Origin of the sequence: Maribacter aquimarinus (assembly GCF_047345505.1) — a bacterium.
In the GTDB taxonomy this organism is placed as follows: Bacteria; Bacteroidota; Bacteroidia; order Flavobacteriales; family Flavobacteriaceae; genus Maribacter.
Genome location: NZ_JBLFEO010000018.1, coordinates 1 through 13166, shown reverse-complemented (window position 1 = coordinate 13166; position 13166 = coordinate 1). Strand labels below are relative to the sequence as shown.

Genomic DNA, 13166 nt, shown 5'->3' with positions numbered 1-13166 from the left:
TTTTGTACTTTTAGAAAATGAAAAATGCATGTAAGCTCTTAGTGTTGTTTACCGTAATGGGGTCGGCGCAGATCAAGATGGCAGACAATGCGATCTTGGAGAAGGAGAAGGCAAGGGTGCTTGAACGGGCCACGGCGTATCTGGATGCGTTGCCCGTTACCGTTACCGCATGGGTCAGTGAGCGGAGTGCGGGCGGTAAGAACGATTTTTACTCTGAGGGTGACTATTGGTGGCCCGATCCAGATAATCCGGAGGGTCCCTACATCCGAAGGGATGGCATGACCAACCCGGATAATTTTACGGCCCACCGCCACGCCATGGTGAGACTCAGTCAGATAGCCGGGGCCCTTGGATCGGCATACAAGGTAAGCAAGGATGTTGCCTTTGCCCAAAAGCTGGTGCCGCATTTAAGAGCTTGGTTCATTGATGGGGAAACAATGATGAATCCCAGTCTAAAGTACGCCCAGGCCATAAAGGGCAGGGTCACAGGAAGGGGCATTGGCATCATTGATACCATTCATTTGTTGGAAGTGGTCAAGGCCATAATGGCCATTGAAGATGCCAAAGTACTCTCAGCGGCCGAGATAGTGGCACTGAAAAAATGGTTTTCGGATTATTTAAAGTGGATAAACACGCATCCCTATGGCATTGCGGAACGGTCCACCAAGAACAACCATGCCGCCTGTTGGACCCTCCAGGCGGCCGTGTTTGCCGAGTTCACGGAGAACGAGGTCATGCTCAACTATGCGGCACAAAAATTCAAAGAAGAGCTTTTGCCCTTGCAAATGGCCCGTAATGGATCCTTCCCCAGAGAACTGGACCGCACAAAACCGTACGGATATTCCCTCTTTAACTTGGATGTCATGGCCGGGATTGCCCAAGTACTTTCCAATGAAAGGCAGCAGTTGTTCAAATATTCCGTAAAGGGCAGGAGTTTGGAAAAGGGCATGGAATTTTTATATCCCTACATCAAGCACAAGGATAGCTGGCCCTATGGCAAGGATGTGCTGTATTGGGAGGAGTGGCCTGTTCGCCACCCTTCGTTGTTGTTTGTTGGGCTGGCACTTGGCAACCGGGATTATTTGGAACTATGGGGTGGCTTGGAAGCAGATTTTGACAACCCTGAGGTGGTCCGTAACATGCCCATTCGCCATCCTTTGCTTTGGCTCAACTAGTTTGATGCTTATATTGTAAACATATTACTTCGTTTGCCATGCCTTTAAGATTCGTGCTTGTTTTTGCCCTTGTTTGCTTGTTGCACGGATGTGCCAAGGATACGTCCAAAACCTTGCTGTTCATAGGCTCTTTCACGGAGGGCAAGGCGGCAAAGGGCATCCAGGTGCATGAATTTGATGTCCGTACGGGCGCGCTGCGGTTGTTGCATGAGGTGCCCAATGTCATTAATCCATCGTTTTTGAAGGTATCTCCCAATGGCCGCTTTTTATTTTCGGTGCTGGAAAGTCAAATGGATTCCAACGGCAAGGTGGCCGCTTACGGCATAGATGCTAAAACCGGTATTCTGGAGCCAATAAACTTTCAGGATACAGGCGGAAGGAATCCCGCCCATTTGAGCATCCATCCTTCCGGAGGCCATTTGGTGGTCTCCAATTATACCGATGCCGGCATCGCGGTCTTTCCCATAAATGAAGCGGGAAGTTTGCTCCCAAAACAACAGATGCTCACCTTTAAGGACAGCAGTATTGTTAGGGGCAGACAAGATGCGGCACACGTGCACTCAACCCATTTTTCCCCAGATGGCGGTTCCTTGTTCGCACAGGATTTGGGTGCCGATAAAATAAGGGTTTTTAAAGTAGTTCTCGACAACAAATTGGAATTGGAGTCCAGAGCGGCAATTGCCGTAAAACCAGGCAGTGGACCACGACACTTCACCTTTCATCCCAATGGAAAATTTGGATATGGGATTTCTGAGTTGAGCGGAAAAGTTAGGGTTTACCAATACACAGATGATAATTTGATTTTTTTGGAAGACCATTCCTCCTATGCAACAAATCAAGAAATCTATCGAGCGGCTGATATCCACATTTCTCCTGATGGGAAATTTCTATATACCTCCAATCGCGGTCCCAAAGAAGATTCCATTGGCATCTTTTCCATTGATCAAAACAGCGGTAAACTAACTTTGGTGGGCCATGAACCCACCCATGGCAAACACCCCAGAAATTTTTGTTTGGATCCATCTGGCCAGTTTTTGTTGGTGGCCAATCAGTTTAGCAACAATGTGGTTGTTTTTAAGAGGGATGGCCAGACGGGAAAACTCTCTAAATTACCCGAAGATTTGGAGATCAAAGCCCCTTCTACCTTGCAAATGCTGCGTTACGTGGCAGATAGGTGAGGCTCACTTCTTTGACAACGAAGCATTTAGATCCAGGATTTCCATGGAATTCAGTTCTGGCCTTCCCCCACGGTTACCGCTGCCCGTGGCAATGTATAGCTGGTTTTTATACAAGATGGCCTGTGTGCCGTGCCTACCATGGTGAAGTGAAGGCATTTTTCTCCATTTCATTGTGGCAAGATCCAAGGCTTCCACTTCGTCATGGGCTGTTTCTATGGCGCCACTTTCGCCCCCCAGGACAATGAGGTGGTTTTTGTAGATCACGGAGGTGGTTCCGGCACGTTCCGTGGGCAAATTGCTCACAGCGTGCAGGGTCTGCCAAGTGTTTTTCTTAACATCGTAAACATCTACCTGGGGTATGGTGAGCTCAAAGGTCTGTTTGGTCTTGTAGGACGAGTTGCGCCCACCAACGGCATAGATCTTTCCTTGTGCCACCACCGCATGGAAATGGTCCCTAGATCGGGGCGCATCTGCCAATACTTCCCATTTTTTGGTTTTGAAATCGTAACGGTCCACCCAGGGCACGTGTTGGTCGTAATGGCCATTGACAATGCCACTGACCAAGTACGCCTTTCCTTTGTGCACCACGGCACCAGCGGCTCCCCTGCGCCTTTCCCGGGGTATGTTCGGTCCCGTCTCCCAGGCATCCTTCTTGGGGTCATAGACCAAAATGTTGGCAAGCGGGGTTTCATGGGGATATTTACCGGTCATGCCGCCCAAGACATATATTTTTCCCTTGTGCACCACAGCTTGGAAGTGATGGATTTCCAGGGGTGGTTTTTGGCCCTTGGCCCACGTTTTTGTTTTGCTGTTATAAATGGCAACCGGTTTTAGCCCCCTACCGCCCAACAAATAAAAATGTTTCCCTACCCGTACAAATCCGTTTTCGTGCCTGGGCACGGCTTCTTCAGAAGTCTTGGTCTTTTGCCAGGGGTTGGTGGGCCGTGACTGCGTGTGCACCATATGGGGGCAACAGTACAAAATGACGATTAAAACAAAGCAGCGTCTTTTCATTGTCCAAGGATCGGGTGATGTTTTTTTGTTCGATAAAAGTAAGCAAGTCCGGGAGAACAATCCCCAGGCTTGGGCAAACAGCTTTGGGCCATGCCCTCAACCGGAAATGGGCAAGGGAAGTTCTTTTTCGTTGGATGCGTAGATGGTTTCAAGTACCCTCATGTTCTTTAGGTATTCTGTAAGGTTCGTCTCAAAAGGGGCCCCGGAACGCAGCCGATCCACAAAATGCTGCTGGGTGGCGTAAACACAGTCTCCCGAAAAGTTCTTGTCCTCAAAAGAGTAGGTATGGGTTCTTTCTTTTTGGCCCAAGGGCTGTATCGCGATCCTTCCGTCCTCATACAAGCGTATGCTGCCCTTGTCACCCTCCAACAGAATTTTACCAAAGGTGAGCCTGGGGTTCTTGCAGGTGCTTTCATTGTAGCGGTTGGCGTCTATGATGGCGCTGCCCCCTTTATTAAAATCACATAGCACCAAAGCGCTGTCTTCCCCTTTAATATTGGCATTAAAACGTTTCAGTTTGGCAAATACCCGATCTATGTCCCCGCCAAAATACCGGAGGGTATCTATGAGATGGATGCCGGTCTCGTACATGAACAGTTTTTCCATTTCCCTAAAATAGGGCTGTCTGTTCATATAGGCATCTTCCTGCCACCCGTCTCCCATGCGCATCTGCCAATTAATGGAGTGCAGTTGTGTTCCCACATGCTTTTCTTCCAAAAGCCTTTTTATTTCCCTGTGCCAAGGTTGAAATCTGAAGTTTTCATGCACCATCATTCTAATGCCGTGATCTTTAACGATCTTTTGAATGTGGGTAGCCTCTTTTAGGCTGGGTGCCAAGGGTTTCTGGCAAATGATGTGTACGCCATTTTGTGCGGCCAATTGGCAGAGGTTCAAATGGGTTTCCGGAGGGGTTATGATGTCTATAAAGTCTGGTTTTTCCGTCAGTAGCATCTTTTCCGGGTGGTCATGGGCATGGGGAATGCCATATTCCAATGCCGTTTTGTGGGCAAGGTCTTTATCCAGGTCACAGACCGCACTTATTTCCACCCCGGGCAGGCGACCCCAGGCCTCTAAGTGAAACTGACTGAAATAGCCCAGGCCCACGGCCACACCTTTTAGTTTTTTCATATCAATATTGGGTATAGTGCAGTTGTGGTTTCATCCTTACCCATAATCCTATGGCCAGGATGTTGAGTACGGCCCCCACAATGAAGAACAGGGTGGTTGTTCCCGTCCAGGCCAATAAATACGGGAACATGAGGGCGGTGATAAAGGCGCCAATATTGCCGGCCATGTTCATGGTGCCAGAAATGGCCCCCGTATTTTTTTTGCCAATGTCCACACAAAAGGCCCAAGAGGGCGGCAGGGTCATGTCCGCGCCAAAAATGGCTATGCTCAGCATCAAAATGGCACCCACGGCACTATCCATATAAATACTTCCCACAAGGCCCAAGGCTGCCAGGGCAAATCCTATGGCGGCCGGCCATAGCCTGGAACCGTCCCAGTTGCCCTTGGAAAAGATACGGTCTATGAGCCAACCTGCAAACCAATTGCCAAAGGCACCGAACACCAGCGGTATGGCGGTATAAATACCGGCTTCCACCGTTTCAAGGGCATATTCTTCCTTAATGTGCGGGAACAGCCATGTAAGGGCAAAGAAAAAGGTGAAGTTGCTGCAGAAATACTGCCCCATGGCCAGCCACATGTTTTTGGACCCCAGCAACTTTCCAAAATCGACTTTTTCTTTGGTCAACTCCACTTTTTTATCTTGTCTGGTGGCAAGAATGTACTCTTTTTCCGCATCGGAAATGCCCTTGTGCTCCTCTGGGTTGTCCGTAAACATAAAATACCAGGCCAGGGCCCAAACAACTCCAATGCCACCCAGCACAAAGAAGGTGGCCCGCCAGCCAAAATCGTTGACCATCCAGGCCACCAAGGGCAGGGCAAATGCCGCACCCAATCTTGATCCAGAAAAATTGATGCCCGTGACCAGGCCCCGTTCCTTCAACGGAAACCAATTGTAAATGGCCCTGGACATGCCTGGAAAGGCACCTGCCTCGCCCGCACCGAACAGAAAGCGCATTACCAAAAGGGAAATGAAGTTCCAGGCAGCCCCCGTCAAGGCCGTAAAAGCAGACCAAATGGTAACTATGGCAGCCAGTGTCTTTCTGGGCCCATAGCGGTCTGCCATAAGCCCTGATGGGGTTTGGAAAAATGCATAGCCCAAGGAGAAGGCGGCCAATACCCAGCCCATTTGTTTGTCGTTGAGGTCCAAACTGGATGAGATGGGGTCCTTTGCCACAGAGATGCAGATCCTGTCTATGTAGAGCAAGAGCGCCAAAAGAAACGTGCCCACTACCATTAGATAGCGTCTTGGGAAAAAGGGCTTTTTATTCATTCCATTGATTTTAAAACCGTATGTAAAAGGGCATCATTGCCCACGTTGCCCGGGAAAACGACATAGGGCAATCCAGGGAATTTTGACTGTTGGTCCGCGCGCCATACCGGTACGCCCTTGGCTATTTGGCCCAGTACGGTGGCCCTGCCAATGGCCAATGACTTTACCGCAATATCGCTGGAGGTGATGCCACCTTTGGCCAGAATGGCCCTGGGCTGCACCACAAGGCGGCCAATGAGTGCGGTCAAGGCCATGGAAACCCTGTTCACTATCTTCAGGCTCTCTTCCTTTGTGCTGCCCGTTTTAACTTCCCTGCTGGTATAGACCACCACATTTGTGCCTTGTGAAAGCATATTGTCCACCATTTTGGCCTTTTCTTGTAAGTCCGCTTCCCATTCCGTTTTGTCAAACAGGCCTTGAACATCGAACTCTAAGAAAGTGGCGTTATAATGGGCCTTTAAATAGTGAAGTTGAGAGGTGGTCTTGGGCACATAAGATCCTATAACGGATAAAATTCCATTGGTGTTCCGTGGGCCGCCAATATCCTCTTTTTGCAACAAGGGGGCGGGTCGTTGGGCGGTAATGGCGTTTAGAAAGGAGGCTGCCGTTCTGTAGATCACGGGCACATTCAACTCCCACGTGGCCACAACAAATTTTTCAAGGTCTGCCAGGGCCGTGGCATTTACAATGACGTGGCTGTTGTCATTTGCCCCTATTTTTTTTGCAAGTTCTGCCGGGGAATCATTTCTGAGCTCTCCTATGGAGACGCTGCGCACCTGCTCTTTGGTAAGGGATGCCCCGTGCTTTTCCACCAGGTAATCCTTAAGGTTGGAAGACGCATAGCCAAAGGTACTGTCCTTGGCGAATGGGGTCTTGGCCGCGGGTACAAAGCTTCCGTTGTCCGCCACATAGTGCACGTCTCCACAGGTGTACCTGCCGCCCTCAAAGAAGGCGGGAATGAAAAAGTGCTTTGCTCGGGGACTTCCCAGACCCTGGGCCAGGGCATTGACCTCAATGGGGTAATGGCCGCGCAGGGTAGAGTCGCTCCGGCTTATGACCACCACCTCTTTTTTGTGCTTTTCGGAGAGCATCTTTAAACGTTGCCCCAGGGTCTTGGCCAGTTGCTGTGCTTCCTTGGCCTGTAGGCTTCGGGAATTGGTAAGTATAAAGAACACCGGGCTGTGCTGTAGTTCTTTTTCAAGTTCGGGAAGGGCCCAGCTGGTAAGGACGGGCACCTGCTGCAAGGTCTGGGTGCCGGTAGGGTCGTCATCCAGAATGACAATGGACTTGGGTTTCTTGGCCAAAAGAAGCCGTACCTCGTCCCGGTGGCCCTTTAGGGCATTGCCATCCGCAATGGATCTTAAGATCAGTTGGTCCAGTTTTTCCATAGTCATTCCAATGCCAGCACCCTGGCGGGAGCACCGTCCCCACCTTCCACTTTTAAGGGCAGGGCGATCAGGGTCACCTTTTCCTTGGTCAATTGCTCCAAATTTTTGAGGCCCTCGATGATGATGATATCGTTCTTCATCAATATGGTATGAATTTCCGTGACCTCCCCAATGTTGTTCACATCTGCCACGGAAGGTGGCTCCACACCCAATAGCCCCACTCCCTTTTTGCCCAACCAATGGGCAAGTTCCCTGCTAATTCTGGGCAATTTGTTCCTATAGTCGTCCGTGTACAATTTCTTGCTCCAGTCCGTATGCAGTAAAACTCCCTGGCCTTTTTTTATCTTATGGGCTATGGGCTCCATATCTGCAACGGTGATCAATGCGCTGGGGGGCACATGGGCAAGGTTCACCACCCAGGCTTCCGTTATGAGGCGCTCTAGGGGAATGTGATCAATGGTGCCATGGTTAACGCCAAAATGTATGGGTGCGTCCATATGGGTGCCCACGTGGGAATACAAGCTTAGGTTGGTGGCGTTCCAACCGTCTTTTGCCATGGTTTTGGCGGGTACAATGCCCACTCCCTCCATCCTATTGGAGAGGGAGTGGGTAAGGTCTGTTATTTTACTGTTTTTAGATGGCAACACTAGTTATGAATCAATGAAACCAACAATGCGTTCCGCAATCTCGGAGGTAGATGCGTTTCCTTTTAGGTCTTTGGTCAGGTTGCCTTGTGCGGTGGCGTGTTCAATGCCCGCGACTATGGCATCGGCAGCTTCCTGCTCCCCCAAATGTTCCAACATTATGGCGGCCGACCAAATTTGGCCAATGGGGTTTGCAATGTTCTGCCCTGCAATATCCGGCGCGGAACCGTGAATGGGCTCGAACATGGACGGGAAATCGTGTTCGGGGTTTATGTTTCCACTGCCTCCCAAGCCTAAACTTCCCATGATGGCACCTCCAAGGTCAGATAGGATATCGCCCATCATGTTCGTGGTCACGATCACATCGAAAAATTCAGGTTTCAGTACAAAGCTGGCCGAGGCATTGTCAATGTACATTTTGCCGTATTCCACATCGGGATACTGTGCAGCCACTTCGGCAATCACCTTGTCCCAAAAACCGAGCGTATAAATTAGGGTGTTGGACTTGGTTACGTTGGTCACCTTTTTTCTTCTTTTTCGTGCCAGTTTAAAGGCATAGTGCGCAATGCGCTCTACCCCCAAGCGGGTCACCATACTGGTATCCACGGCACAACCGTTTGGGGTGTCCGGATAGAATACCTTTCCGTTCTGTACAAACTCCCCTTCGTTGTTCTCCCTTAAAATGACAAAATCAATGTCCTTTTCGGTTTTGTCCCGCAGTGGGCTCTGTAGGCCACGGAACAGTTTTACCGGCCTGTAGTTTACGTACTGTTCCAGTTGGGTCCTCACTTTAAAGGTATAATCTTTTGCCGGTAAGGTGTCATCCACCTCTGGGAGCCCCACTGCGCCAAAATAAATGGCATCAAATGATTTTAAGGTCTCAATGCCGTTTTGGGGCATAAACTCCCCGTGCTCCACAAAGTGCCCTGCGCCCCAAGTAAAATCTTGGGTCTCCAAATCAAAATTGAACTTTTTGGCCACGGCCCTCAGAACCGAAACCCCTGTGGGCACTATTTCCTTGCCAATGCCATCTCCGTTTACCACGGCTATCTTGTATTTTTTGCTCATGTTCTATTGCTTAATAAATTGTTTTAGGTTCTCATTGTTGCTTCCTGATTACATTCACGCTCCATTTGTGCCCAACTGTTCCAAACTGTTTTCAATGTGCGGCTCGGTGGGCCAAATCATGTTTTTTTAAATTTCTTTGTGGTGCCCGGCAAATTTTTGGCGGGCCACCCATTTTCTAGGATGTGCGCAAAGTTATGGTCGGGATGGTGGCCGCACCGTTTGGATGCCATCGTTCCATGGCTAAAAAATCAATGTTGCAAGGCAATCTTTTTTTGGGCTGATGCTGACCCATCCAAGCGAGACCAAAGTAAAACGCGAACATACATCAATGCTCGGTACCCACTAACCATTCCCAAGTTTACGACTATTCGCCTTTGCAACCGTCCTGCACTTTCTGGCAAGCGGTAAAATTAGGCCACGGTTAGGGTGCATTGCACGGATGGGCTGGCCGGCCCAAAGTCTATTCTCAAGGGAAGGGCCTGCATGCCCGGCACCATGTTGAACGTCCTGTCCCTTTTGGTTTCCATAATGGTGATGGGCCCACTGGCAACTATTTTTAGCATACCGCCTTCCTTGTGCAATTCCAGTTCTTGGGGCGAGATACGCTTCACTTTTTCCTTCATGGACAATATCACGGGCAGTATTAGGGAAGCTTTGGTCTTTAGCCCGGCAGTTCCCGTATTTTGAGCGGTAATGGTGGTCATGGCATCTTCAAAGCGGTAGGTAAGGAGATATTGGCCATGGTCCAGCACCTGCTGTTCTTTGTTGGTGAGAAGGGTTTTGGCGAGCACTACGGATGCCACATCTTCTTCCTTTGTTTCCACCTGGGCATTGCGGTCATAGAGATTGGTAAACCATTGGTTGTCCTTAAACACTTCCACCCTTGGGGTAAGCGGTATGTCCTCTTCATCTGGCTGCTGTTGCTGGTTAAAGGGCTCCACCATCAAATATTCCGCCATGCTGGCGGTGAAGACCGGTCCTATGTCCTGGTGCCACAAAATGGCCAAAGAACCTCCGGTCGCGGTCTGTGAATCTGGTTTTTTGAACACCACGTCATTTGCGGATACCGTGGCCCTCCACGGGCCCTTGGACACCAGCCACACGGCAAGATCGGTAAATTCCTTTATTCCGTAGGTCCCTGTTCTGGGTAGGGGTTCCTCTTTGGTTACGGTGGGCAGGTCCTCGTAATTGTCCAAGACAAAGGCCAGCGATTTGGCATGGGCAAAACTATGGTGAAGACAGGGCAGGACATTGTGGTGGCCGTAGTGCAGCCCTCCTGCCAGGAGCCCGTTTACGGTGCACCGCTCCAAGAGTTCCGTGCTCAGGTAGGCCGCTGTTCCAAATGCCTTGTTCCTGTTTGCCATAAGGGCAAAGGCAGGTTGGCAGCCATCCGTGGTGCGGCTGCCCCAATAGCTCCATTTGTTTTGCCGCGTGCCCCAGCTGTTGTCCCAAGCGCCATCGGGCAACATGAATTCCAGATGGCTTTCCATGGATTTTTGAACTAGGCGCAGCAGTTCCTCTTCTTTTGTGGTCACGGCATACTGTACCACCCCGTTCAGGGTCTCTTCCACGTTGTACCCCAAATCCACGGGGTACAACCCCTTTTCACTTGGTTTGTCTGAGGGATTGTTCTCTCCAAAGATGAAGTTGTTGGGCTTGGTGAGCCGCGTGTGAAACTGTGATGCCAGCTCCTTTGCATGTTCCAGATAGGCCTCATTGCTGAACATCTGGCCCCATAGATGAAGGCCATATACCGCCGTCATGGGGTAATTGATGTGGCTGTAGTCAATGGTAAAGTTCCTGTGCACAAAATCAGCAGCTTTTTCCAAGCGCTGGGCCCATTGTTTTCTAAGTTTTTCGTCCAAGATATGGCCGTGATGGTGCAAGGCCTCGGCCAGGGCAATGGCGCCAAAAACCGTGATTCCGGACCATGATTTTGGGTTTGGCACCACCGTCCAACTGCCATCGGCTTTGGAAACATTTTCAGACCATTTCATTACATCAATGGCAGCGTTCAGGTATTTTTGCTCTCCAGTGGTATCGGCCATGTACAGGAAAGGATAAACGGCATCCATACAACGGCCGTGGATCCTGTTGCAGGCATCGCAGTACAGGGCTCCGTGAAGGGCTGCATTTTCCGGCTCGTTGATCTGGGTGGCCAACATGGCATCGCACCATGTCCTGAGCAGGGAGGCCGTTAACACCTTGAAGGGCGCGGGGCTTGGTTCCTTGGCACTTCCGTTCTGGCCCCCACAGGCATGGAGGGGCATAAAGAGGCCCAGTCCTCCCAAAACCGAAAGCTGCGCAAAACTTCGTCTTTCCATCATAGGTAAAAGTGTTGTTTACTTGGTTCCAAGTATAGTGAGCCTTGGGAACAATGATGTCCTGTACCGTCTTGTTTCGTACCACTTTTTTGGCCCGATTTCCGGATTTCCCTGGACAAGGATGATGGGTTTACCTTTAAAGCGTTCCGGTAGAACCCCCTCATCCAAGACCGATCGCTTTACGTCCGTGCACCTGTTGAAGTCTTGGGGATATCTGGTTCCTGTGTAGGCCGGTTTCCTTTGGGAAATCTCCTTGGAAAACAATATTCCCCGTTAAAGTGAAAGGCGCGTTGGAGTGTTTTAACCCTCTCATAATCATTCTAAAAAGAACACTTCTTCAAGGGGTTTGGACACTGGGGAATTATCTGGATTGGTCTCCATGATATCGGCCATATGCTGCCACCATTTTTGTACAACGGGTTGGTGGGCCAGGTCTTGGGACCCCCCATCGCCGGTTAATCTTTGGTAAGCAAAGAGGGTATGGGTCTCTTCATCAAAAAAGATGGAATAGTCGCGTATTCCTGCTTGTTTCAAAAGTTTTTTTAATTCTGGCCATAGTTCATTGTGTCTTTTTATGTAGGTTTCCTTTTGGCCCGGGTTCAGTTTCATTTTAAAAGCAAGTCTTTTCATGCGTCTAAATCTTTTTAGTTATCTAAAAAAAAGCCAATTGAAAATTGAGAGTCCCGCACGTTCGGGATAACCTTTGCGCTCTCGTATTAAAAATGTTGAACATCGCCTTTGGCGAAGTAATTTTTAAAAATGTTTAAGGCTCGTTTCATCTTGTCATTTCTGTTTGGTTATGGCGATCAACTGTATTTCCTTTTTTTTCTTTTCCGCATTTTATTGGCTTCTGCATCGCCTTTGAACTTTTCTTTTGGACACATCCTATTCCATTGCATCAATCGAAGTTTTTGCAATGGCAATGTCCTCTGCAACAAAGGCCTCAGTTTTTACCCAATCTACATATCCCACCCTATTGGTCCATAGCGGATTTTTATTCTGTTCCATTGCCGTATGTCTAAATTGTTTCCAAAAAGTAAGCGCTTCTTCCAGTTCCATAACAGCTTTGTGTTGATCCTCTTTGTTCTTTTTTTGACGAAATAATTCCAAATAGGTTGCTCCCGCAATCTTGTGTGCATAATATTTGCCCAAATAGGCCATTGTTCTTATATCGTTGAGGGTGTGCCGCAATTCTTTATGTTGTGTCACAACCTCATCTTCCAAAAATGCCAAGGCCTTGTCCGCATGTTGATGTAATTTTTTGGAGACCTCAAGAGGATTCAACTCTTGGGAAGCTTCATTCTTGTTCATGGTCTGCACAAAATCTGGAATGGATTGAAAGCCTGATTTTGGGTGTGGAGGTAAGCTGATGAAACGATTCACATCATGGAAACCTGTAGCATTGTTGGCTGGCCCAGGCCGACTACGACATCCTTCGATGTACCACTTAAAATCTACCTCGCCCCAATGAAAAGCTGTGGTTGTGGGGTAAACCATTGAAGCTTGCTGCCAAGCATCAAAAAGTGCTGCGGCGTCAATATCGGCAAATGTATGCTGCAAAAGGTTTTTGAACCTTTCGTTAGACATCTGCGGGTTGTAACTCAACCTTCCCCAAAGCATCCAATTGTACCAATGTTTTTCAATCTCCAGTTGATTTTTAGTTGCTGGATGTTTGGTTAGAAATTCGCGACCCCATATCCACTGATCGGAACCGTAATAAATTCCACTGGCCACATCATGTGGAATATTGTATATAAATTCCCGAACAAAGTCTGGAGCCCCCCAACGAAAATAATACGTATCATCATTTCGCAGTCCCCAGATGGTTTTCATACCTGCAATATCTTCTACAAATTAGCCATCCCCCGTTTTTTAGTTGAGCTTTAAATTCAGTTGCCCTGGGAACGGATCGGGCACCGCAATTTCTATTTTCCATCTGATCCTTACCGGCATCAGCAGTATCGATACCACCTTGCT

General features: G+C 49.0%; 11 protein-coding genes. 2 read left to right on the top strand and 9 right to left on the bottom strand.

Features of this window, described 5'->3' with window-relative positions; all coding sequences use genetic code 11:
- Positions 1 to 17: 17 nt before the first annotated feature.
- Both ACKWCC_RS12935 and ACKWCC_RS12930 read left to right on the top strand, forming a co-directional pair.
- Positions 18 to 1175 carry an alginate lyase family protein gene (locus tag ACKWCC_RS12935; RefSeq protein ID WP_413996365.1) on the top strand — a complete coding sequence of 386 codons (1158 nt, stop codon included), beginning with the start codon at positions 18 to 20 and terminating at the stop codon, positions 1173 to 1175.
- Positions 1176 to 1213: 38 nt separating this feature from the next.
- Positions 1214 to 2353 (top strand): lactonase family protein, encoded by a 1140-nt coding sequence (locus ACKWCC_RS12930; RefSeq protein ID WP_413996364.1) that lies wholly within the window; start codon positions 1214 to 1216, stop codon positions 2351 to 2353.
- A 3-nt stretch (positions 2354 to 2356) separates the two neighbouring features.
- On the opposite strand, the gene ACKWCC_RS12925 is transcribed toward ACKWCC_RS12930, so the two are convergent.
- The 9 genes from ACKWCC_RS12925 to ACKWCC_RS12885 all read right to left on the bottom strand — a co-directional run bounded on the left by ACKWCC_RS12925 (position 2357) and on the right by ACKWCC_RS12885 (position 13022).
- Positions 2357 to 3367, bottom strand: coding sequence for a Kelch repeat-containing protein (locus tag ACKWCC_RS12925; protein WP_413996363.1), 1011 nt, complete (start codon positions 3365 to 3367; stop codon positions 2357 to 2359).
- A gap of 96 nt (positions 3368 to 3463) precedes the next feature.
- Positions 3464 to 4495: a Gfo/Idh/MocA family protein gene (locus tag ACKWCC_RS12920; RefSeq protein ID WP_413996362.1), complete on the bottom strand. Its 1032-nt coding sequence runs from the start codon at positions 4493 to 4495 to the stop codon at positions 3464 to 3466.
- Between the two features lies 1 nt (position 4496).
- Positions 4497 to 5765, bottom strand: coding sequence for an MFS transporter (locus ACKWCC_RS12915; protein ID WP_413996361.1), 1269 nt, complete (start codon positions 5763 to 5765; stop codon positions 4497 to 4499).
- The gene (locus ACKWCC_RS12910) at positions 5762 to 7153 is read right to left on the bottom strand and encodes a four-carbon acid sugar kinase family protein (RefSeq protein WP_413996360.1); all 1392 of its coding nucleotides are present in this window, start codon (positions 7151 to 7153) and stop codon (positions 5762 to 5764) included. Before ACKWCC_RS12910 ends, ACKWCC_RS12915 begins: the two co-directional genes overlap by 4 nt.
- A 2-nt stretch (positions 7154 to 7155) precedes the next feature.
- Positions 7156 to 7800, bottom strand: a complete 645-nt coding sequence (locus tag ACKWCC_RS12905) for a cyclase family protein (RefSeq protein WP_413996359.1) — start codon at positions 7798 to 7800, stop codon at positions 7156 to 7158.
- Between the two features lie 3 nt (positions 7801 to 7803).
- Positions 7804 to 8865 (bottom strand): isocitrate/isopropylmalate dehydrogenase family protein, encoded by a 1062-nt coding sequence (locus ACKWCC_RS12900; RefSeq protein WP_413996358.1) that lies wholly within the window; start codon positions 8863 to 8865, stop codon positions 7804 to 7806.
- Positions 8866 to 9275: 410 nt separating this feature from the next.
- A complete protein-coding gene (locus ACKWCC_RS12895) occupies positions 9276 to 11192 on the bottom strand; it encodes a hypothetical protein (protein ID WP_413996357.1) in 1917 nt (638 codons plus the stop codon).
- A gap of 312 nt (positions 11193 to 11504) precedes the next feature.
- Positions 11505 to 11819, bottom strand: coding sequence for an L-rhamnose mutarotase (rhaM, locus tag ACKWCC_RS12890; protein ID WP_413996356.1), 315 nt, complete (start codon positions 11817 to 11819; stop codon positions 11505 to 11507).
- A gap of 255 nt (positions 11820 to 12074) precedes the next feature.
- On the bottom strand, positions 12075 to 13022 hold the full coding sequence (locus tag ACKWCC_RS12885) for a hypothetical protein (protein ID WP_413996355.1): 948 nt from the start codon (positions 13020 to 13022) through the stop codon (positions 12075 to 12077).
- Positions 13023 to 13166 lie beyond the last annotated feature (144 nt).